Genomic DNA, 20,620 nt, shown 5'->3' on the forward strand with positions numbered 1-20,620 from the left:
CGTTCCGGGGGATGAAGCGGTGGTAGAAGGCGGCCGCGCGCGGCGGCAGAGCCGGCACGCGCACGGAGACGAGGACCTCGCCGGGCTGGAGCGCGTTGCGGCCGGGGCCGAGGAAGAAGTCGGCGACCGGGAGTTCGCGTTCGCCGGCGGGACCGGCGATCCGGAGGGTCGCGCCGAGCGCCATGAGGGCGGGCGAGGAGTCGGCGGCGGGGCTGGCGTTGCAGAGGTTGCCGCCGAGCGTCGCGCGGGACTGGATGGCGATGCCGCCGATGATGCCGGCCGCATCGACGAGGGCGGGGAAGTCGCTCCTGACGCGGGGGTGTTCGTAGACCTCGGCGAGGGGACGGCGGCGCCGATTTCGAGCCCGCCGCCCGGCAGTTCGGCGATCCGGGTGAGTTCGGGGATGCGCTTGAGGTCGATGAGGAGGTCGCAGGAGCGGCGGCCTTCGCGGAGCTGGATGATGACGTCGGTGCCGCCGGCGAGGAAGAGCACCTGCCTGCCGTTGCCGGCCAATGCGAGGGCCTCGGCGAGCGAGCCGGGGCGGGCGTAGTCGAATGCTTGCATGGACCTTCCCGGTGGAGGATGGCGGGGGCGGACCGCCCGCGCTTCGTAGCTCGTGATCATACGCCGCAGCAGGGCGGCCGTGTGGCCGCCCGGTAAGGGCGGGGTTCCGTAGAATGCGGGCGATGCGCGCGCGGTTCATCCTGCTGGCCGGGGCGGTGCTGGTGGTCGTGGCTGCGCTGGCGGGGGAACGGGCCGCGCAGGCGCAGGAGAGCGGGTGGTCGGTGACGTCGTTCGAGGCGACGTACCGGGTCGGGGCGGACGGGGTGGTGGAGGTGGAGGAGCGGATTGCGGTGAATTTCCGCAACCTCGAGCGGCACGGCATCTACCGCGACCTCTTCGAGACGACCAAATGCGCGGCGCCGGCGGAGGGGGTCGAGCAGCCGCTCACGCCGTGCCCGGAGGGCTGGGTTCGGAAGTGGGTGTACGCGGATTTCCGGGTGACGGACGCGAACGGGCAGCCGTGGAAGTTCGAACGGGAGTCGCTGCCGGGGACGGTGCGGCTGAAGATTGGCGACCCGGATGTCACCGTCTCGGGGCAGCAGACGTACGTCATCCGCTATCGGCTGGAGCGTGCGCTCGATGCGTACGCAGACCACGATGAGCTGTACTGGAACGTCACGGGGCAGTGGCAGGTGCCGATCGAGCGGTTCGCGGCGCGGGTGGAGTTGCCGCCGGGCGCGGAGCCGCGGACAGCGTGTTATGTCGGGTCTGCGGGGGCGCAGGAGAGCTGCGGGATGGCGGCGGAGGGAAGCGCCGCGACGTTCTCGGCGCGGCGGCTGAACACCTTCGAGCAGGCGACGATTGCGGTCGGGTGGCAGAAGGGGGTGGTGACGGTGCCGCCGCCGAAGCTCATCGAGCCGGCGAAGGTCGGCGACTACCTGAAGTTCGACGCGCTGGAATGGGCCGGGTTCGGCCTGACGGCCGCGCTGGGGCTGGCGGCGGCGATCGCGCTCTGGTGGCGGCACGGGCGGGACCGGCAGTACCGGGGCATTTACTACCTGACGAACGACCCGGCGGAGCAGACGAGGCCGCTCTTCGGGGCGCGCCGCTGGTGGTGGAGTACCTGCCGCCGGAGGACCTGCGGCCGGCGCAGATGGGGGTGCTGCTGGACGAAAGCGCCGACACGCTGGATGTGACCGCGACGATCATCGACCTCGCGGTGCGCGGCTACCTCCACATCACGGAAATTCCGAAGCGGGGGCTCCTCGGCAAGGCGGACTGGGAGCTCGAGCGGAAGAAGGACGGCGGGGATCTGCTCCCGTACGAGCGGTCGCTGCTCGATGCGCTGTTCGAAGACGGCGACCGCGTGAAGGTCTCGGACCTGAAGTACGAGTTCGCGACGCACCTGAGCAAGACGAAGGAGCTGATTTACGACGACGCGATGGCGCGGGGCTGGTTCGCGCTCCGGCCGGGGCACGCGCGGCACGCGACGGCCGTCGCGGCGGTCGGCTGGATGTTCGGGGGATTGGGCTGGCGTTCTTCGGCGCAACGTTCTTCGGGCGCGGGCTCGCCCTGGCCGGGTTCGGGCTCGGCGGGCTCGCGCTGCTCGTGCTGGCGCCGTCGATGGCGCGGCGGACGGCGAAGGGAAGCGAGGCGCTGCGGCGGGTGCTGGGCTTTCGCCTGTACATCGCAACGGCGGAGCAGCACCGGCAGGAGTTCAACGAGCGGGAGAACATCTTCGCGCGGTACCTGCCCTACGCGATCGTCTTCGGCTGCGTGGAGAAGTGGGCGAAGGCGTTCGAGGGGCTGGACGACCAGGCGCGGCAGTCGACCGCCGCCTGGTACGCAGGGACGGGGCCGTTCCGGGTGGCGGCCTTCTCGGAGGGGCTGCGGAGCTTCAACAGCTCGGTCGGGGCGACGCTGGCGGCCACACGTTCGGGCGGCGGGTCGGGGTTTGGGGGCGGCGCGGGCGGCGGCGGCGGGGGCGGCGGCGGCGGTTCGTGGTGATGGAGTTGCGGCAGCAGAACTTTTGTTCTATGCTCGGCGGACCGCCGACCAGGCGGGAAGGAGCATCAGATGCCAACGAAGCTGGACCACCTGCAGGTCAACATCGACCCGGCGAACGCGGGTTTTACCGGGAGCTGTTCGGGGAGCTCGGCTGGAGCGTGCTGTATGACGGCGACGGCATCCTCGGCGTCGGCGCGACGAATGGGGCGAGCCTCTGGTTCGTGCCCCGGACCGCTGACGGGCCGATCGATTACGACCGGGCTGGGGTGAACCACGTCGCCATCGGCGCTGATTCGATTGCCGAGGTCGATGCGGCGGCGGCCCACCTCGCAGACCGGGGCGTGCCGGCGCTGTTCGAGACGCCGCGGCACCGGCCGGAGTTCGCCCACGGGCCAGACCAGACGTACTACCAGGTGATGTTCGAGTCGCCAGACCGGGTGCTGTTCGAAGTGGTGTACAGCGGGCCGCTCGGCAACTAGTCCCGCTCGAGCCAGGCGCGGAGCTGGTGGGGCACGTTGGTGATGATGCCGTCGACGCCGGCGTCGACCACCCGCTCCCAGTCGGCCGGGCTGTCGGCGGTCCAGCACCAGACGGTGACCTGGCGCCGGCGGGCGCGGGCGACGAGGTCGCGCGTGACGGCGTGGTGTTCGAAGGAGATGGCCTGGCCGTTGCGCTTGAGGAGCCCGCCAAGGAGCCGTTCGACGCCGTCCCCGGCGACGGGCGGGGAGATGATGGCGGCGGAGATGCGCGGTTCGATGTCGCGGGCGCGGGCGACCATCTCGGGCGAGAAGGAGTGGATGGCGGTCCAGCTCTCCGCGCCGCGGCGGCGGATGACGGCGACGGCCGCTTCGACGCTGCGGGCGTCCTGCTCCGGGTCGCCGGGGGTCGATTTGAGTTCGCACATCACGGTGAGGCGGCCATCGACGAGGTCGAGCACCTGCTCGAGGGTGGGCACGGGTTCGCCCTGGCCGGCATCGGCGGACTGGAGCGCGGCGAGCGGGAGGTCGCGGACGCGGCCGGTGAGGTTGGTCGTGCGGTCGACGGTTTCGTCGTGCATGAGGACGGGGACGCCGTCGGCGCAGAGCTGGACGTCGATCTCCATCCCTTCGGCGCCGGCATCGAGGCAGGCGCGGACGGCGGCGAGGGTGTTGGCGGGCGCTTCGCCGGCGGCGCCGGCGTGGCCGATGACGAGGACGTACGGTTTTTCACGGTGGCGAACTTTACTCCCGGGTGAGGATAACGGGCGCACGAGCGCCGCGCCGCCTTTTCGTTTGCTTTACTTTTCCCCGGGGCGCCGCCGAGCGGCGAAGCCGGCCCCGAAGCGGGCGAGGCGGACGGCGCGTTCGAGCGCGGTGCGCGGGGTGAGGGACGGCGGGGAGGGCCGCGAGCGCCCGCAGGGCAGCATCGAAGCCTTCGAGCACGGGCGCGCCGTGGCCGGGGAAGCCAGCCGGCGGCGCGATGGCAGCGAAGTCGGCGATGGACTGGAGGTAGCGGGCGTCATCGTGGTTCGCCCAGCGGAGGGACCGGGTGAGTTCGCCGCCGTGGCTGATGACGAGGTCGCCGACGAAGGCAGCCTCGAGGTGATCGGCGACGAAGCAGAGCGACCCGGGGGTGTGGCCCGGAACGGGAACGGCGCGCACGCCGGGGAGCACGCCAGTTTCGCGCTCGACGGCGACGGCGACCGGCACGGGGCCGGGCGGCGGCGGAAGAAGGCGCTGAGGAGCCGCACCGGATGGCTGCGGCCGATGCCCGAGCGCAGGACGAGCCGGCCATCCCGGAGGCGGCAATCACCGGCGCCGGCGATCACCGGGGCGCCGGTGGCGGCGGCGACGGCGGCGGCGGCGCCGGTGTGGTCGCGGTGGCGGTGGGTGAGGAGGATGCCTTCGAGCGGGCGGCCGAGCGCCTCGAGCGCGGCAAGGATAGCCGGGGCGCTATCGGCGAAGCCGGTATCGACGAGGGCAAGGCCGCCTGAAGGCAACGCAACGAGGAACACGTTGGAGCCGCGGGTGCCGTGGAGCCACCACACACCCGGGATGACTTCGCCGGGGCTGGAGCGGGACATCACCCCGGATCGTAGCTGGGCATCGGCAACGCGCCTCATCGGCTGCGGAGGGGGTCGGCAGTTGGCATACGCGAGCGGGCGGTGGTAGAGTCGCGGGCGACGTCCGTTTGCGAACCCGGTGCGAATCCGGGGCTGTCCCGCAACTGTGAGCCGCCCGAAGGTGGCGGCGAGCCAGGTCGCCAGCGGCGTCAGTGTCTAGCCCGCGGGGAAACGGGTAGTGGACACGTGGTTCGGCGCTTCGCCTTCCATGTGACGAGCCCACTGCCCCTCCAGCGCGAGGGGCATTTCGTTGCCCGGGAGACCGGGCGCGTGCTCTGCGGGCATCTTCGGCCGACGGCCGGGATGCCCGTTCGTCACTCGAGGGCCGCTGCCGGCGACGTGGCGCGGCCCGGGCCCCGCGGCGGGGAGCCCGGATGGACGCAAAGCTGATCTCGGCAGTCGAGGACCCGCGATGGGAGGCCACGGAGGCGCAGCTCCGGGCGCAGGGTGCGCGGCGGTTTGCCGCGGCGATGGTAGCGCTGGCGGGGCTGTGGGTGTTCGCCGCGGTGGCAGCCGTGGCGAACGGTCCGGTGCGGATTCCGCCGGGGCACGTGGTATCGAGCCTCGCCAGCCGGGCCGGCATCGACGTCGGCACGCACACCGAGCGCGAGCGGCTGGTGATCGAGCGGCTGCGGCTGCCCCGCGTCGTGCTGGCAACGCTGGCGGGGGCATCGCTGGCGGCGGCAGGGGCGACGATGCAGGCGCTGTTCCGGAACCCGCTGGCGGACCCGGGACTGCTGGGCGTGTCGTCGGGAGCGGCCACGGGGGCTGTCGCGGCGATCGCGGCCGGGCTGGGCGCCGTCTCGATGTGGTGGGTGTCCGGGGCGGCATTCGGCGGAGCGCTGGGGGCGGTTGCGCTGGTCTATGTGCTGGGGTCGCCGGGCGGGCGCCCTGCGCCTTCGAGCCTGCTGCTGGCAGGCATCGCGGTGAGCGCATTTCTCGGGTCGGTGACGGCGGTGATCATCGCGCTGGTGCCGCCGGACGAGGCGCTGCGCGGCATCCTGTTCTGGCTCGCGGGCGGGTTTGCCGGGGCATCGTGGGACTACGTGCGGGTGGCGGTGTTCCCGGTGGCTGCCGGGCTCGCGGTGCTCGGGGCGGCGGGGCGCCCGCTGAACTTGCTCGCGATTTCCGACGACATCGCGGCGACGAGCGGCGTGCGGGTCGGGCGAACCCGGGCTGCGCTGCTGGGCGCGACGACGCTTGTGACTGCGGTTTCGGTGAGTGTGAGCGGGACGATCGGGTTCGTGGGGCTGGTGGTTCCGCATCTGCTGCGGCTCGTCATCGGGTCCGACTACCGGTACCTGTTGCCGGCGTCGATGCTGGCCGGCGCGGCGGTGCTGGTCGGCGCCGACACGGTGGCACGGACGGTCGTGAAGCCGGCCGAGCTGCAGGTCGGGATGGTGACGGCGCTCATCGGGGCGCCGGTTTTTGCGGCGATCCTGCTGCGGCAACGGTCGCGGCTGGCAATCCAGGTCTGACTTTAGGGAGGAATTTGGCATTGAGGACGAAACGATGGCTGAAGCGGCTCATTCCCTGGCGCTGAGCGCGCTGGCGCTGGCGGCGCTGGCGGGGCGTGCGGCGGCGACGATGACGACGCGGGGCGACCCGCCGCCGGCGGCAACGGCTGCGGCCGCGACGCCGACCGAATCGCCGGCGAAGCGCGTCCGGGAGCGGCTGCAGGGGGTGCCGGGCATCGTGGACCCGGCGAACCTGTCGTGGCCGCGCGAGGTGGAGGGGCTGAACGGCAAGCGGACGATCAAGGCGAAGCCGTCGAAGATTCACACGATGTCGGCCGGCATCGACGAGATCACGCTTTCTCTGGTGCCGCTCGAGCGGGTGGTGGCGGTCGGTTCGGCGACGAAGAACCCCGATACGACGAGCTTCGCGCCGCTGGTGCAGAACCTGCCGACGGCCGTGCGCGAGCCCGAAGCGGTCATCGCAACCGGCGCTGAGCTGGTCATCGCGACGCCGACGCAGAAGGCGGACGTCGTCGCGGCGATGGAGAGCGCGGGCGTGACGGTGGTGCAGCTGAACCTGGACCCGACGCCGGCGGGGCGGCTGAACGCGATCCTGCTGCTCGGCTACATCTACGGCGAGGAGGAGCGGGCGATCGCGCTCGCCGACGAGGTCCGGCGCGCTACGAAAAGGTCGTCAGCGTCACGGGCAAAAAGAGCGAGGCGGAGAAGCCGCTCATCGCGAGCGTGACGAAGTACACGTCGCTGTACATGGCAGGCGCCGGCTCGACGGGCGAGGGCATCATCACCGCAGCAGGCGGCCGGAATGCCGGGACGGCGGCCGGACTCAAAGGGAATCCGCAGATCGGGCTGGAGGCGATCGTGGCGGCGAACCCGGACATCATCATCATCCCGATGCCGGCGGAGGCGGGGAACAAATTCAAGGCGGAGCTGCTGGCCGAGCCGAGCCTCGCGGCGGTGCCTGCAGTGAAGAACGGCAAGGTGTATGTCGTCCCGCCCTCGCTCTACACGACGAATTCGTTCGCGAACGTGCGCGCGGTGGAGCACCTGGCGCACATCCTGTGGCCTGCAGAGTTCCCGGTCGCGGACCCGCCGCAGTTCAGCCTGGCGGGCCAGGCGGCGCGGTAACGGGGAGCACCGGTGAGGACGAGCCAGTTCGTGCTGTCGGCGGAAGGTGTCGGCTACCGGGCCGGCGGCCGCTGGCTCGTCCGCGATGTTTCGCTGACGGTCACCCCCGGGGAGGTCGTCGCGGTGATCGGCCCGAACGGGGCTGGCAAGTCGACGTTCGCGCGGCTGCTGGCCGGCCTGCTGCGGCCGGCCAGCGGCCGGGTCCGCTTCGAGCTCGACGGGCAGGCGGCGGGGCCCCGGGCTGCCCGGCATCTCGCCTACGTCCCGCAGAGCGTCCCCGAGGCGGTGGGGTTCACGGCCGGCGAGATGGTGCTGATGGGGCGCTATCCGCACCGGGGGCGCTCGCCCGTGAGACACGGGAAGACCGCGAGGCTGCAGCGATGGCGATGGCGTGGATGGGGGTGCTGGAGCTTGCCGGCCGCCGCTTCGCCACGCTCTCGGGGGCGAGCGTCAGCGGGTGATGGTGGCGCGGGCGCTGGCGCAGGCGGACAGCCTCGTCATCCTCGACGAGCCGACCGCGTCGCTCGATGTCCGGCACCAGCTGGAGCTGCTGGAGCGCCTCCGGCTGCTCGCTTCCGCGGGGATGGCGTTCGTCGTCGTGCTGCATGACCTGCAGCTGGCGGGGCGCTGGTGCGACCGGCTGCTGCTGCTGGACCGCGGGACGGCGGCCGCGTCGGGGGCACCGCGCGAGGTGCTCGACCCGGCTGTGCTGAGCCGGGTGTACGGGCTCGAGGCCCGGGTGAGCTGGGACGAGGGCGGCGCGTGCCGCGTGGATTTCGGCCTGCGGGAGCGGTTCGCGCCCGCGGCATCACCTGGCGGGGTGCGGAGATGACGGACGGCGAGCATCAGCCGGTGAAGGGGCCCCGGAAGAAGAAGGGGCTGCTCATCGTGAACACCGGCAACGGGAAGGGGAAGACGACGGCGGCGCTGGGCATGGTGCTGCGCGCCGGGGCCGCGGCATGCCGGTCGAGGTCTACCAGTTCATCAAGCCGCCGACGGCGAACTTCGGGGAACACCGGGCGGCGAAGCGGCTGGGCATCCCCGTACACCCGCTGGGCGACGGCTTCACGTGGAAGTCGAAGGACCCGGAGAAAACGAGGGGCTTGCGCTGGAGCAGTGGGAACGGGCGAAGGCGCGGCTGCAGGACCCGGAGCTGGCGATGCTGGTGCTGGACGAGTTCACCTATTTGCTGCACTACGGCTGGCTGGAAACGGAGGAGGCGGTGACGGCGCTCCAGGGCGGCGGCCAATGCTCCACGTTGTCGTCACGGGCCGGTATGCGCCCGACCAGCTCATCGCGGCGGCGGACCTCGTGACCGAGATGACGCTCATCAAACACCCCTACCGCGAACAGGGGATCAAAGCGCAGCCTGGAGTGGAGTTCTGACGATGGAGATCGAAATCCCGGCAATCGACGAAGCAGCCGCAGCTGCGGCAGCGCGCCGGCTGGACCGGCTGACAAAACCGCAAGGGAGCCTCGGACGGCTCGAGGAGCTGGCGATCCGGCTGGCGGGCATGACCGGCGACCCATGGTGCCGGTTCGAGCGGCGGGCAGTCGTGGTGATGGCCGCAGACCACGGGGTGACCGAGGAGGCCGTCTCGGCGTATCCCTCCGAGGTGACCCTGCAGATGGTGGCGAACTTCGCGGCGGGCGGAGCAGGCATCAACGTGCTCGCCCGGAAGGCGGGCGCGCAGGTCGTGGTGGTGGACTTGGGGGTGAAGACGCCGCCGGGCATCCCGGGCGTGCTCGACCGGCGCCTCGGGCCCGGAACGAAGAACATGACGCGGGAGCCGGCGATGACGCGCGCGCAGGCGGAGGCGGCGGTCGCGACGGGCCGCGAACTGGCCGCCCAGCTCGCTGCGGGCGGCGCGACGCTGCTGCTCACCGGGGAGATGGGCATCGGCAACACGACGGCAGCCAGCACGGTCACGGCTGCACTGACCGGCCGCGCCCCGCGGGAGGTGACTGGAAGGGGCACCGGGCTCGATGACGCGGCATTCGCGCATAAGGTGGGCGTCGTGGAGCGGGCGCTGGCGCTCCATCGGCCGGACCCTGCCGACCCGGTCGGCGTGATGGCGAGCGTCGGCGGGTTCGAAATCGCCGGCCTCGCAGGGCTCATCCTGGGAGCAGCGGAACGAAGGGTCCCGGTCATCGTCGACGGGTTCATCACGGGCGCGGCGGCGCTGACCGCCTGCGCCATCGCGCCTGGGGCGCGGGCGTACCTCATCGCTTCGCACCGGTCGGTCGAGCCGGGGCACGGGGCGATCCTGGACGCGCTGGGGCTGGAGCCGCTGCTCGACCTTCGGCTCCGGCTGGGCGAAGGGACGGGCGCGGCGCTGGCGCTGCACCTGGTGGATGCGGCAGTGGCGATCCGCGATGAGATGGCGACGTTCGATGAGGCCGGGGTTTCGGAGCGGACCGACGGGTGACCGGGCTCGCGGCGGCGCTGGGACTGCTGAGCCGGCTGCCGGTCCGGGTCCAGGCGTGGGAGCCGGAGCGGGCGGCGATGTGGCTGCCGGCCGCTGCGGCGGCGCTGGCGGCGCCGGTCGCACTGGCGGCGTGGGCCGCGGGAGAACTGCTGCCGCCGTCGTCGGCGGCGGCTGTCACGGTGGCGGCCTGGATCGCCGTGACGGGAGCACTGCACCTCGACGGCCTGGCGGATTGCGCCGATGCTGCGCTCGCGCCGGCGGACCGGGAGCGGCGCAGGGAAATTCTCCGCGACGTGCACCACGGGACGTTTGCGGTCGCGGCGGTCGGCATGGTGCTGCTGGTGAAGTACGGCTGCCTGGCATCGATGGGCCCGGGCAATGCAGCCGGCGCGGCGGCGGGGGCGATGGCGGCGAGCCGCGGGATGCTGCCGGGGATAGCGCGGGCGTTCCCGCCGCTGCGGGCGGAGGGGATGGGTGCGGCATTCCGCGCCGGCTGCACGCCGATGGTCTCGGTGTTGGGCGCGGCGGCGGGCTTCGGGATCAGCGGCCTCGTGCTTGGGCCCTGGGAATCGCTGCCGCGGGGTGCGCCGCGGCGGCAGCCGGGCTGACCGCGTGGGGGCTCAGCCGGGCGTTCGGCGGGCTGAACGGCGACGGCTACGGCGCGTGCATCGAGCTGGCAGAGTGCGCGGCGCTGGTGGCCGCCGCCGGACTCGCGGGAGTGATGGCGCCGTGGTGGTTCGCCGCATGATGGGGCGGCGGGCGGCGGTGCTCGGTGCGGCGCTCGCCCTCGACGCCGCCTTCGGCGAGCTGCCGAACCGGTGGCACCCGGTGGCCTGGCTGGGGCGGGCAGCCGGGCGGCTGGACCGGCTACTGACGCGCCGAGGGCAGCGAGACACGGCGGCGGCGGGGCTGATCTTCACCGGGCTGGCAGCGGGCGGCGCGGCGGTCGCCGGGGCGGCGCTCGAGCGGCGGCTGCGCGGCCGGGGCTGGCTGGCCTGGCGGCCGAGGCGATCCTGCTGAAGCAGGCGCTGGCGCTGCGGGCGCTGTTCGAGCACGCGGACGCGGTACGGCGCGCGCTCGAGCGAGAGGACCTCGCGGGAGCGCGCGCGGCAGCCGGCCGGATGGTGAGCCGCGACACGCGGGAGCTGCCGGGGGAGCTGGTCGCATCGGCGGCCATCGAATCTGTCGCGGAGAACCTGTCGGACAGCGTCATCGCGCCGGCGGCGTGGTACCTCGCGGGCGGGCTCGCGGCAGCGTATGTCTACCGGGCGGCGAACACGCTGGACGCGATGGCCGGCTACCGGTCACGCGGGAGGTTTGGGATGGTGCCCGCGCGGCTGGACGACGCGCTGAACCTGGTGCCGGCGCGCGTGACCGCGGCGGCGGTGCTGGCGGTTCGCCCGCGCGCGCTCGTCCGCTGGCGGAGCCTCGCGAGGGATGCGCGCTCGACGGCCAGCCCGAACGCAGGCTGGCCGATGGCGGCGATGGCGCATGCGCTCGGGGTTCGGCTGGAGAAACGGGGCCACCATGTGTTGCACGGCGCCGGGCGCTACCCCGGCCACGGGGACATCCGGCGGGCGCTGGGCGCGGCAGCGGGCGCCGCCGGGCTCATGTATGCGCTGGCGCTTGCCGCGAGCCTGGGGGCGAGGCGGTGAGCGGCCGGGTCGTCCATGGGGGCGTCCGGGCCGAGGAGCTGTCCGCGGCATCGGCAGCCGGCCTCACGCTGGTCGACCTGAGCGCGAGCCTGAACCCGTACGGGCCGCACCCCGGCATCGTCGCGGCGGCGCGGGCGGCGGAAGTGGCCCGCTACCCGGAGCCGGACGCGCGCTCGCTGCGCGCGGCATGGGCTGAGCGATGGGGCACAGCCCCCGAACAGGTGCTCGCGGGGAACGGGACGAGCGAGCTGATCTACCTCGTGTGCCGGGCGTTCGGGAACGGGGGCGGTGTCTCGTGTTCGCGCCCACGTTCGGCGAGTATGCTGCGGCGGCGCGGGCCGCGGGGATGGAGGTGCTGGAAGCGCCGCATCCCGGGGCCGGGAAGCACGGCGCGGAGCCCTGGCGCTTCATCGAGGAGCTGCAGCCGTCGCTGGTATTCCTGTGCAACCCCAACAATCCGACCGGCGACCTTTGGCCGCGGGAAGCGGCGCAAGCGCTGGGGGCGGCAGCGGCCCGGGGCGGAGGGCGGCTGGTCGTCGACGAGGCGTACATGCCGTTCGCCTGGCCCGAGGACGAACGCGCGGCGCCGGGGCCGGGGCTGCTCGTGCTGCGCTCGCTGACGAAGGTCCACGCTGTGCCGGGCCTGCGGCTGGGGTTCCTGCTGGGTCCGGAAGGGGATATCGCGGCGGTGGAAGCGCAGCAGCCGCCGTGGGCAGTGAGCGCTCCCGCGCTGGCCGCGGGCCTCGCGGCGTTGGAGCTGGAGGACTTCTGCCGCGAGAGCGCGCGGCGGGTGGCGGCGACCCGGGCGGCGCTGTTCGATGCGCTCGACCGGGCGGGGTTCGCGGCGCGGCCGTCGCTGGCGAACTTCCTGCTGGTCGATGTCGGCGATGGGGCGAGGTTCCGCGCGGGTCTGCTGCGGCGGGGGTTCGTGGTGCGCGATTGCGCTTCGTTCGGGCTGCCGTCGTGCGTGCGCATCGCGGTGCCGCACGATCGCGATGCCGCGCGGCTGGTCGAAGCCATGGTGGAGGTGCGCGAATGGCTCGCGGCGGAATCCTGATGGTCCAGGGACAGCCTCGTCGGCGGGCAAGAGCCTGCTGGTGACGGGGCTGTGCCGGCTCTTCGCCCGGCGCGGCGTCAACGTGGCGCCATTCAAGGCGCAGAACATGTCGAACAACGCGGCCGTGGTGCCGGGCGGGGGCGAAATCGGGCGGGCGCAGTATGTGCAGGCGCTCGCTGCCCGGGTGATGCCGCGGGTCGAGATGAACCCGGTGCTGCTGAAACCGGAAGGGAATTTGCGGTCGCAGGTGGTGGTGCTGGGGAAGCCGGTGGGGACCCTGCACGCTGCGGCGTACCAGGAAGCGAAGGCCCGCATCTGGGAGGATGTGACGGCGGCGCTGGACCGGCTCCGGGCGGAGTTCGACCTGGTGATCATCGAAGGGGCCGGGAGCCCGGCAGAGATCAACCTGAAAGCGCGGGACATTTCGAACATGCGGGTCGCGCGGCACGCCGGCGCGCCCGTGCTGATCGTGGGCGACATCGACCGGGGCGGGGTCTTCGCGCACCTCTACGGCACGTACCACCTGCTGGAGCCCGAGGAGCAGGCGCTCGTGAAGGGGTTCGTCATCAACAAGCTCCGGGGCGATCCGTCGCTGCTGGAGCCGGGGCTGCGGGATATCGAACGGCTGACCGGAGTGCCGGTCGTGGGGGTCGTGCCATGGATCCGGGAACCGGGCATCGCTGAGGAAGACTCGGTCGCGCTGGACCGCCGGCGCGACGATCATGGGCCGTTCCGTGGGGTGGACGTCGCCGTGGTCCGGCTCCCGCGCATCGCAAACTTCGACGATTTCGACCCGCTGGAGCGGGAGCCCGACGTCCGGGTGCGGTACGTCGAGTATCCCTGGCAGCTGGGGGAGCCGGACCTCATCGTCATCCCGGGAACCAAGGCGACGCGGGACGACCTCGGATGGCTGCGGGCGAGCGGGATGGCGGAGGCGATCTCGGCGCGGCGCGCGGAAAGGACTCCGGTGGTCGGCATCTGCGGCGGATTTCAGATGCTCGGGCGGACGATTGACGACCCGCTGGGGCTGGAGGCGCGCCCGGGGCTGCGGAAGGGCTGGGCTGGCTCGATTGCAGGACACGGTTCGCCCCGGGCAAGGTGACGCGGACGAGCCGGGTGCGGACGGACGGCGGGCCGGGGCTGCTGGAGAGCTGCAGCGGCCTCACCGTCGAGGGGTACGAAATCCACGCGGGGCTGACGGAGATCGCGAACCCGGCGGCCTGGACCGAAGCGGGCGAGCCCGTGGGTGCGGCGTCGCCGGACGGGATGGTCTTCGGCTGGTACGTGCACGGCGGCTTCGGCAGCAGGGAATTCCGGGCGCGGCTGCTGGGCAACGTCGCGCGGATGCGGGGCAAGCCGTTCGCGCCGGGGAGCGACGAAGGGCCGGACGCAGCTTTCGAGCGGCTGGCGGACGTGCTGGAGTCGTCGCTGGACATCGAGCGCATCGCCGGCTGGGCGCTCGGCGGCGGAGCGTAGCGGTGGGACGGCTCGTGCTGGTGACCGGGGTGCCCGGAGCGGGAAGAGCCGCTACGCGGAGGAGCGGGCTGCCGGGGCCGGGGCCCCGGTGGTGTACGTCGCCACGATGGAGGCCGCGGACCCGGAGAGCGCAGCCCGCATCGCCGCGCACCGGCAGCGGCGGCCGGCGGGCTGGACGACGGTCGAAGAGCCGGTGGACCCGGCCGGGGCGCTGGAGCGGGCGCCGGGGGAAGCGACGGTGCTGGTGGAGTGTCTCGCGACGTGGTGCGGGAACCTGTTCTTCCGCGCCGGCGCAGATGATGATGCGCCGGGCGCCGTGTGGGACCGGCTCGCCGCGCAGGTCCTCGCGGGGGCGGAGGCGCTGACCCGGGCGGCGCGGGGCCGTGCGGGGCTCACCATCGTCGTCACGAACGAGGTTGGGTGGGGGATTGTGCCGGCAGGCCGGATGACGCGGGTCTACCGGGATGCGCTGGGGGCGGCGAACCAGGCCGTCGGAGCGGCGGCGGACGAGGTGGTGCTGGTGGTGGCAGGGCGCGCGGTGCGCCTGCCGGGGTAGGCGGCCGTTGTTGCGGGCGGCGCCGGCGTGGTAGATTCCGGTGGTCAGCACGGCAGCGCGAACCCGGTGGAAATCCGGGGCTGTCCCGCAACTGTGATCCGCCCATGGGGCGGTAAGCCAGGTCGCCGGTGCCGTGCTGGTGTCTAGCCCGCGGGGAAACGGGTGAGGGACACGCGGCTCCAGCCGGTCGCCATGTGCCAAATCGACGCCCCTCCTCGCGAGGGGCGTTGTCGTCGGCACGGCAGCGCATCCGCGGGCGGAGGCAGCGCCTGCCTTCGCCCTGCCGAACCGGCGAGCGGGGTGTGCCACCTTCCGCGGGCGGGCGAAGGAGGAGGCACGCAGCGATGCAGGGACCGGGGGCCGCACGGCCGGGGAGCAGCCGAAGATGACCGGTCGCGCTCCGCGGAGCATCGTCATCGTGACGGCGTACGACGCGGACGCGGCGGCGGTTGCAGCGGCGAAGACGGCGCTGCCGCAGGACTTTCCGCCGGTGCTGGTGTTCGGCCCCGGGAGGCTGCCGCACAGCCGGAGCGCGTGCTGGCGGCGGCCCGGCAGGCGGGGGTGGTGGTCATCCGGCTGCTCGCCGGGCCGGAATCGCTCGGCGGGGTGTTCGCACCGCTGGTCGCCGCGTGCCGGGCTGCCCGGGCGGCGCTCATCGTCCGGCGGGCCTACCCGATGGAGCGAGAGAGCCTCGCGGAGTATTGCACGGTCGACGCAGCGGAAGCCGAACAGGCGCTCGCGTACTTCCTTCATGGCGGACCCGGGAACGCGGAGCAGGCGCTGCGCTTTCTCGCCGACCGGCACCTCGGCGGCGCGTTCGGGTGGCGGACGCCGGAGCCGATGCCGTGGGAAGGCTTCTACGTGCCGGGGCAGCCGCTGGCGGCGGGCAGGCCGGCGCTGGAGCTGGCGCCGTGGTGGCGGGATGGCCGGCCGGCGGTTGGGGTGCTGTTCTACCGCAACCTCGTGCAGATGGGCGAAACGGCGCTGGCCGAAGCGCTGGCGGAGGCGCTCGACCGGCACGGCTGCAATGCCGTCCCGGTTTACGCGTACGGGCTGCGGGAGGATTCGAACGGCCGGGACAATGCGGGGCCGTGCGGGCGCTGCTCAGCGGCGATGACGGCCGCCCGCTGGTGCAGGCGGTGATTTCGCTGATGCCGTTTTCGGCGTCCGTCCCGGGGCGGGAAGGGCGGGCCGAAGCCGCCCCGGGCGTGGCGGCGCTCGGCGTCCCGGTCATCCAGGGGCGATGAGCCAGGGTCAGCTGGCCGCGTGGCGGGAGAGCGCCACGGGGCTGAGCCCGCTCGATGTCGCGCTCTCGGCGGCGCTGCCGGAGCTGGACGGGCGGCTGATTTCGGCGCCGGCGGGCTTTCGCGAGCCGGCGGAGGAGAGCGGACCGGTCCGCATCGCCTGGGAGCCGGACCGGCTCGACCGGCTGGCAGGGCTCGCGGCGCGGTGGGCCCGGCTCGCGACGGTGCCGAACGAGGAGAAGCGGATCGCCATCCTCCTGAACAACCCGAACGGGCGCGAGTCGCGCATCGCTGCCGCGTTCGGCCTGGACGCGCTGGCCTCGGCGGTGCGGCTGCTGCGCGCCCGGCCGCTGCGGGGTTCGCTGTCCGCGACATCCCGGACGGGGGCGACGCGCTGGCCGACCTCCTCCTGCGGACGTGCCCGAACGACCCGGCGGCGGCGACGGCGGAGCAGCTGGCGACGGCCCCGGCGCGGGTATCTGCGGAACGGTACCTGGAGTGGTTCGCCGGGCTGCCGGGGCAGGTGCAGGAGGCGGTCACCGACCACTGGGGGCCTGCGCCGGGCCGGGTGTTCGTCGACGGCGGGGAGATCGTGGTGCCCGGCGTGGTGCTGGGCAATGTGTTCGTGGGGCCGCAGCCGCAGCGGGGCTTCGGACTCAACCGGGAGGCGATCCTGCACGCGCCGGACCTGCCGCCTTCGCACCAGTACCTTGCGGCGTATCTCTGGCTGCGGGAGGTGTTCGGTGCGGACGCCGTGGTCCAGGTCGGAAAGCACGGCAACCTGGAGTGGCTGCCAGGCAAGGGAACGGGGCTTTCGAGCGCGTGCTTCCCGGACGTCGCGCTGGCAGACCTGCCGCTCGTCTACCCGTTCATCATGAACAACCCGGGCGAGGGGACGCAGGCGAAGCGGCGGGCGGCCGCAGCGGTCGTCGACCACCTCGTCCCGCCGATGGCGGAAGCCGGGAGTTACGGCGAGCTGGCGGAAACCCGCGCAGCGCTCGAGGCGCTGCGGGACGCGCTCGAGAACTGCGCCGAGCCCGGGAGGGTAGCCGCGCTGGCGGAGCGGGCGGCCGATGCGGTTCGGCGGGCGCGGCTCGAGCGGGACTTCGGGCTGGAGCCGGGGGCGGCGTGGGAGCCGGCCCGGCTGGCGCGCGATGGACTGCATCATCTCGAGGAGCTGGCGAACGGGCTCATCCCGGCGGGCCTGCACGTGCTCGGGGAAACGCCGCCGGGGATGCGCTGGCGGACCTGCTGCTGGCGATCGACCGCGGCCACGGCGAGCGGTCGCTGGGCGCTGCCGTCGCGCGGCGGCTCGGCTGCGGATGGGATGGAGGCGGGCTGCCGGACCACGCGGCAGCCATCACGCGGGACGTCGTGGAGGCAGCGGTGCGGCAGGGACCTGCGGCAGCCCGGCGCGCGCTCGCGGCCCGCCTCGGCGGAGACGACCCGGAGGCAGCGCTTGCATTCGAGGAGCTGGCGGTGCGCGTGCTGGCGGCCATCCGGCGGGTGCCGGACGAAGTCGAGCACGTGGTGCGGGCGCTCGAGGGGCGTGCGGTCCCGCCGGGGCCGGCGGGGGCGCCGACCCGGGGGCAGTCGGATGCGCTGCCGACTGGGCGGAACTTCTACGGGCTGGACCCGCGGGCGCTGCCGAGCCGGCAGGCGTGGGAGACCGGGAAAGCGGTCGCGGAGGCGGTCATCGCGCGGCACCTCGAGGAGGAGGGCGCCTATCCCGAGTCCGTCGCCATCATCGCGTGGGGCACGGCGAACATTCGGACCCGCGGCGAGGACGTCGCGCAGGCGCTCCATTTCCTCGGCTTCGAGCCGGTGTGGGACGAGCGGTCGGGACGGGTAACGGGGTTCGCGCGGTGCCGCTGGACCGGCTCGGACGGCCGCGGGTCGACGTGGTGGTGCGGGCGAGCGGGTTCTTCCGGGACAGCTTCGCGGCAGCGATCGGGCTGGTCGACGAGGCGGTTTGCCGCGCGGCTGCGCTGGACGAGCCGCCGGAGCACAACTTCGTCCGCAAGCACGTGCTGGCGGATGTACATGCCGGGGTGGGCATGGAGGAGGCGCTGGCGAGGGTGTTCGCGCCGCGGCCCGGCGCCTACGTCGACGGGGTCGCGCAGGCTGTCGAGGCGGGCTGCTGGGAGACGAGGCGGGACCTGGCGGAGATCTATGCGCGGTGGGTCGACCACGCCTACACGCGGGACCGGTACGGCGTGCCGGCGCGGGACGCGCTCATTCGGCGGGCGGCGGAGCTGAGCGTGGTGCTGAAGACGCGGGACAACGAGGAACACGACGTCTTCGACACCGACGACTACTTCCGGGATTTCGGGGGATGGTCGCGCTGGCGCAGGAGCTCGGGGGCGGGCGGGCGAAGGCGTGGGTCGGCGACAGCACACGGCCGTGGCAGCCGGGGGTGCGCAGCGCCGAGGAAGAGGCGCGGCGGACGTTCCGGCGGCGCGTCGTGAACCCGAAGTGGCTCGAAGGGATGGAGCGGCACGGATACCAGGGAGGTTCGGAGATGCTCAAGACGGTGGACTATGCGTTCGGGTTCGATGCCACGGCGAACGTGCTGGAGGACTGGATGTACGAGCGGCTGGCGCAGGAGTACGTCCTCGACGCTGCCCGGCGGGAGTTTCTCGAGCGGCACAATCCGTGGGCGCTGCGGGACATGGCGGCCCGCCTGCTGGAGGCGGCGCGCCGGGGATGTGGGAAGCGCCGCCTGGCGACGTGATCGCGCGGCTGGAGGCGGTCCTGCTGGAGGCGGAGGGCGCGATCGAAGACCGCGGTGCGGCTGTGCCAGCCGAGGGGGCGGCGCGGTGAGCGGCCCGGTCTTCCCGTTCACGGCCATCGTGGGGCAGGACGAGGTGAAGCTCGGGCTGCTGCTCACGGTCATCGACCCGGGCATCGGCGGCATCCTCATCCGCGGGGAAAGGGGACGGGGAAGTCGACCGCCGTGCGCGCGCTGGCCGCGCTCTTGCCGCCAGTCGAAGCGACGGACGGGTGTCCGTTTGCCTGCGCCCCCGCGGAGCAGGCGGAGTGCCCGGGCGAGCACACGGCCGGCGCTGGCGCCGTTTCGCGGCCGCCGAGGCTGGTCACGCTCCCGGTGGGCGCCTCGGAGGAGCGGCTCATCGGGTCGCTCGACATCGAGGCGGCGCTGAGCCGGGGCGAGCGGAAGGTCGAGCCGGGGCTGCTCGCGGCGGCGCACCAGGGATTCTTTATGTCGATGAAGTGAATCTGCTGGCAGACCACCTCGTGGATGCGCTGCTGGATGCGGCGGCGATGGGCCGGAACTACATCGAACGGGACGGCGTGTCGGTGAGCCACCCGGCGCGGTTCGTGCTCGTGGGGACGATGAATCCTGAGGAAGGCGAGCTGCGGCCGCAGCTGCTGGACCGGTTCGGGCTGATGGCCGAGGCGGAGAGTGCGCTGGCCCCGCCAGAGCGGGCAGAGGTGGTGCGGCGCCGGATCGCCTTCGAGCTGGACCCGGCAGGCTTCGCGGCCCGCTGGCAGCAGGCGGAGGATGAGCTCGCGCACCGATTGCGCGGGGCCCGGGCCGGGCTGGCGCGGGTCGAGGTGCCGGAGGCGGTTCTCGAGGCGATTACGGGGATTTGCGCGGCGTGCGAAGCGGACGGCCTCCGGGCCGACCTCGCGCTGTACCGCGCAGCGCGGGCGCACGCCGCCTGGGCAGGGCGCGGCCGGGTGACGCTCGATGACGTGCGGGCGACGGCGCCGCTCGTGCTGGCGCACCGCCGCCGGCGGCTGCCGTTCGAGCAGCCCGGCCTCGACCGGGATCAGCTCGAACGGGCGCTGCGGGAATTCGAGCAGGGCGACGACCCGGGCGACGAGCGCGGCGGGGAGCCCGGCGGCGAGCCCGCTGACCTGCCGCCGGGGCCTGGCGGGCCGCCTGGCGAATCGAATGGCGCGGGGGATCCGCGGGTGACCGGCGGCAGCCGGACCGGGGGCCGGGCGAGGCCGGGGAGCGGCCTGCGGGGATCGGCGAGGCCCTTGCCCTGCGGCCGCCGCCTCTGCCGCGGAGACAGCTGCAGGCGCAGCGGACGGCCGGGCGGCGGCGGCGCGGCGCGGAGGGTATGCGCGGCCGCCACGCTGGAGCGAGGGGTACGAAGCGGGGCGCGATATCGACGCCGCGGCGACGATCCGGGCGGCGGCGCTGGAGGGCTGCCCGCGGCTGCCGGTGGCACGCCGCTACTGGCGCGCAAAGCGGCGTCGCGCGGAGGCGCCGGCGCTCATCCTGCTGATCGTCGACGCCAGCGGCTCTATGGGCGCCCGGAAGCGGATGGAAGCAGCGAAGGGAGCGGTATTCGGGCTCCTGCAGGACGCCTACCTCCGGCGGGACCGGGTGGCTTTTGTGGCGTTCGATGGGCGCGGCGCGCGGCTGCTGCTGGCGCCGACGCGGAGCGTGGACCACGCCCAGCGGGCCTGGCGGAGTTCGGGACGGGCGGCCGAACGCCGCTCTGGGCAGGGCTGGAGGAGGCTGCCCGGCTCGTCGTCCGGGTGCGGCGGAAGGAGCCGGAGGTGCCGGTGCTGGCAGTCGTGGTGACGGACGGCCGCGCGAACGCGGGGACAGGCGGGCTGGACCCGGTGGCTGCAGCGATGACGCGGGCGGCCGCGCTGCGGGAACTGGGGGTAGACGGCATGGTCCTGGATACGGAGCAGGGGGCGGTCAGGCTGGGGGTCGCTCGGCGCCTGGCCGGGGCGCTGGGCGGCAGCCACGTCGCCCTCGACGACCTGGAGCCGGCGGCGATCTGGTCTGCTGTCCGGGCGCGGCGCGCGGAGGCGGCCGGATGAGCGGGGCCGATGCCTGCGCGGGCGGCTGCGGGAGCGCGGGCTGCGGGGAGGCGGCTGTGCCGCGCCGCCGCGGCCAGCGGAATATCGTGACCCGGGCCGACGGGCGGCTGGTGAACGTCAACCGGCAGCTGGGGCAGCTGTTCGTGTGCGCCCACGGGTGCTGCTGCGGCCGCGAATCG

General features: G+C 73.5%; 19 protein-coding genes, 9 pseudogenes and 2 riboswitches. Of the genes and pseudogenes, 24 read left to right on the plus strand and 4 right to left on the minus strand.

Annotated elements, in window-relative coordinates:
• Positions 1–109 precede the first annotated feature (109 nt).
• A pseudogene (locus O0235_RS15330) lies at positions 110–624 on the minus strand (FAD binding domain-containing protein); the annotation flags it as partial.
• Positions 625–686: 62 nt separating this feature from the next.
• Here O0235_RS15330 and O0235_RS01520 point away from each other — a divergent pair.
• The 3 genes and pseudogenes from O0235_RS01520 (at position 687) to O0235_RS01530 (ending at position 2,990) form a co-directional block, all read left to right on the plus strand.
• Positions 687–1,700, plus strand: coding sequence for a DUF2207 domain-containing protein (locus O0235_RS01520; RefSeq protein ID WP_270056817.1), 1,014 nt, complete (start codon positions 687–689; stop codon positions 1,698–1,700).
• A pseudogene (locus O0235_RS15335) lies at positions 1,658–2,511 on the plus strand (DUF2207 domain-containing protein). Before O0235_RS01520 ends, O0235_RS15335 begins: the two are co-directional and overlap by 43 nt.
• Positions 2,511–2,990 carry a VOC family protein gene (locus O0235_RS01530; protein ID WP_270056818.1) on the plus strand — a complete coding sequence of 160 codons (480 nt, stop codon included), beginning with the start codon at positions 2,511–2,513 and terminating at the stop codon, positions 2,988–2,990. Before O0235_RS15335 ends, O0235_RS01530 begins: the two are co-directional and overlap by 1 nt.
• On the opposite strand, the gene O0235_RS01535 is transcribed toward O0235_RS01530, so the two are convergent.
• The 3 genes and pseudogenes from O0235_RS01535 to O0235_RS15340 all read right to left on the minus strand — a co-directional run.
• Positions 2,987–3,760, minus strand: a complete 774-nt coding sequence (locus O0235_RS01535) for a glycerophosphodiester phosphodiesterase (protein WP_270056819.1) — start codon at positions 3,758–3,760, stop codon at positions 2,987–2,989. The genes O0235_RS01530 and O0235_RS01535 overlap by 4 nt on opposite strands.
• A complete protein-coding gene (locus O0235_RS01540) occupies positions 3,732–4,199 on the minus strand; it encodes an MBL fold metallo-hydrolase (RefSeq protein ID WP_270056820.1) in 468 nt (155 codons plus the stop codon). The genes O0235_RS01535 and O0235_RS01540 overlap by 29 nt, the downstream gene beginning before the upstream one ends.
• 149 nt (positions 4,200–4,348) lie before the next feature.
• Positions 4,349–4,612, minus strand: a pseudogene (locus tag O0235_RS15340) (MBL fold metallo-hydrolase); the annotation flags it as partial.
• 43 nt (positions 4,613–4,655) lie between these two features.
• A riboswitch (cobalamin riboswitch) is annotated at positions 4,656–4,775 on the plus strand.
• 211 nt (positions 4,776–4,986) lie between these two features.
• On the opposite strand from O0235_RS15340, the gene O0235_RS01550 reads away from it, so the two are divergent.
• The 21 genes and pseudogenes from O0235_RS01550 (at position 4,987) to O0235_RS15370 (ending at position 20,193) form a co-directional block, all read left to right on the plus strand.
• On the plus strand, positions 4,987–6,090 hold the full coding sequence (locus O0235_RS01550; RefSeq protein ID WP_270056822.1) for a FecCD family ABC transporter permease: 1,104 nt from the start codon (positions 4,987–4,989) through the stop codon (positions 6,088–6,090).
• Positions 6,091–6,124: 34 nt separating this feature from the next.
• Entirely contained in the window at positions 6,125–6,817 is a 693-nt protein-coding gene (locus tag O0235_RS01555) for a TroA family protein (protein ID WP_270056823.1), read from the plus strand.
• Entirely contained in the window at positions 6,805–7,215 is a 411-nt protein-coding gene (locus O0235_RS01560) for an ABC transporter substrate-binding protein (protein ID WP_506005449.1), read from the plus strand. Before O0235_RS01555 ends, O0235_RS01560 begins: the two co-directional genes overlap by 13 nt.
• Before the next feature lie 123 nt (positions 7,216–7,338).
• Positions 7,339–7,437: pseudogene (locus O0235_RS15345) on the plus strand (ATP-binding cassette domain-containing protein); the annotation flags it as partial.
• A 238-nt stretch (positions 7,438–7,675) separates the two neighbouring features.
• Positions 7,676–8,047 carry an ATP-binding cassette domain-containing protein gene (locus O0235_RS01565; RefSeq protein WP_373324403.1) on the plus strand — a complete coding sequence of 124 codons (372 nt, stop codon included), beginning with the start codon at positions 7,676–7,678 and terminating at the stop codon, positions 8,045–8,047.
• Positions 8,044–8,601: pseudogene (gene cobO / locus O0235_RS15350) on the plus strand (cob(I)yrinic acid a,c-diamide adenosyltransferase). The gene O0235_RS01565 and the pseudogene cobO overlap by 4 nt, the downstream one beginning before the upstream one ends.
• 2 nt (positions 8,602–8,603) lie before the next feature.
• Positions 8,604–9,644 carry a nicotinate-nucleotide--dimethylbenzimidazole phosphoribosyltransferase gene (cobT, locus tag O0235_RS01575; protein WP_270056827.1) on the plus strand — a complete coding sequence of 347 codons (1,041 nt, stop codon included), beginning with the start codon at positions 8,604–8,606 and terminating at the stop codon, positions 9,642–9,644.
• On the plus strand, positions 9,641–10,252 hold the full coding sequence (locus O0235_RS01580; protein WP_270056828.1) for an adenosylcobinamide-GDP ribazoletransferase: 612 nt from the start codon (positions 9,641–9,643) through the stop codon (positions 10,250–10,252). Before cobT ends, O0235_RS01580 begins: the two co-directional genes overlap by 4 nt.
• A complete protein-coding gene (locus O0235_RS15355; RefSeq protein WP_373324404.1) occupies positions 10,249–10,392 on the plus strand; it encodes an adenosylcobinamide-GDP ribazoletransferase in 144 nt (47 codons plus the stop codon). Before O0235_RS01580 ends, O0235_RS15355 begins: the two co-directional genes overlap by 4 nt.
• Complete coding sequence (locus O0235_RS01585; RefSeq protein WP_270056829.1) at positions 10,374–10,664, plus strand: cobalamin biosynthesis protein; 291 nt, start codon at positions 10,374–10,376, stop codon at positions 10,662–10,664. Before O0235_RS15355 ends, O0235_RS01585 begins: the two co-directional genes overlap by 19 nt.
• A 23-nt stretch (positions 10,665–10,687) precedes the next feature.
• Positions 10,688–11,299, plus strand: a complete 612-nt coding sequence (locus O0235_RS01590; RefSeq protein ID WP_270058013.1) for a CobD/CbiB family cobalamin biosynthesis protein — start codon at positions 10,688–10,690, stop codon at positions 11,297–11,299.
• Positions 11,300–11,594: 295 nt separating this feature from the next.
• Positions 11,595–12,356 carry an aminotransferase class I/II-fold pyridoxal phosphate-dependent enzyme gene (locus O0235_RS01595; RefSeq protein WP_270056830.1) on the plus strand — a complete coding sequence of 254 codons (762 nt, stop codon included), beginning with the start codon at positions 11,595–11,597 and terminating at the stop codon, positions 12,354–12,356.
• A pseudogene (locus tag O0235_RS01600) lies at positions 12,295–13,607 on the plus strand (cobyric acid synthase); the annotation flags it as partial. The gene O0235_RS01595 and the pseudogene O0235_RS01600, both read left to right, overlap by 62 nt.
• A complete protein-coding gene (gene cobU, locus O0235_RS01610; RefSeq protein ID WP_373324355.1) occupies positions 13,603–14,388 on the plus strand; it encodes a bifunctional adenosylcobinamide kinase/adenosylcobinamide-phosphate guanylyltransferase in 786 nt (261 codons plus the stop codon). The pseudogene O0235_RS01600 and the gene cobU, both read left to right, overlap by 5 nt.
• A gap of 6 nt (positions 14,389–14,394) precedes the next feature.
• A riboswitch (cobalamin riboswitch) is annotated at positions 14,395–14,532 on the plus strand.
• 390 nt (positions 14,533–14,922) lie between these two features.
• The gene (locus tag O0235_RS01615; RefSeq protein ID WP_270056833.1) at positions 14,923–15,531 is read left to right on the plus strand and encodes a cobaltochelatase subunit CobN; all 609 of its coding nucleotides are present in this window, start codon (positions 14,923–14,925) and stop codon (positions 15,529–15,531) included.
• Complete coding sequence (locus tag O0235_RS01620; protein ID WP_270056834.1) at positions 15,480–15,635, plus strand: hypothetical protein; 156 nt, start codon at positions 15,480–15,482, stop codon at positions 15,633–15,635. Before O0235_RS01615 ends, O0235_RS01620 begins: the two co-directional genes overlap by 52 nt.
• Positions 15,632–15,916 (plus strand): annotated as a pseudogene (locus tag O0235_RS15360) (cobaltochelatase subunit CobN); the annotation flags it as partial. The gene O0235_RS01620 and the pseudogene O0235_RS15360, both read left to right, overlap by 4 nt.
• Positions 15,838–18,366, plus strand: a pseudogene (locus tag O0235_RS01625) (cobaltochelatase subunit CobN). The pseudogenes O0235_RS15360 and O0235_RS01625, both read left to right, overlap by 79 nt.
• 222 nt (positions 18,367–18,588) lie before the next feature.
• Complete coding sequence (locus O0235_RS01630) at positions 18,589–18,867, plus strand: magnesium chelatase ATPase subunit I (protein WP_270056835.1); 279 nt, start codon at positions 18,589–18,591, stop codon at positions 18,865–18,867.
• Positions 18,864–19,376 (plus strand): annotated as a pseudogene (locus O0235_RS15365) (magnesium chelatase ATPase subunit I); the annotation flags it as partial. The gene O0235_RS01630 and the pseudogene O0235_RS15365, both read left to right, overlap by 4 nt.
• A gap of 553 nt (positions 19,377–19,929) precedes the next feature.
• The gene (locus O0235_RS15370) at positions 19,930–20,193 is read left to right on the plus strand and encodes a vWA domain-containing protein (RefSeq protein ID WP_373324405.1); all 264 of its coding nucleotides are present in this window, start codon (positions 19,930–19,932) and stop codon (positions 20,191–20,193) included.
• Positions 20,194–20,620: the final 427 nt, after the last annotated feature.

The sequence above is a fragment of the Tepidiforma flava genome (assembly GCF_027594505.1).
Lineage (GTDB): Bacteria > Chloroflexota > Dehalococcoidia > Tepidiformales > Tepidiformaceae > Tepidiforma > Tepidiforma flava.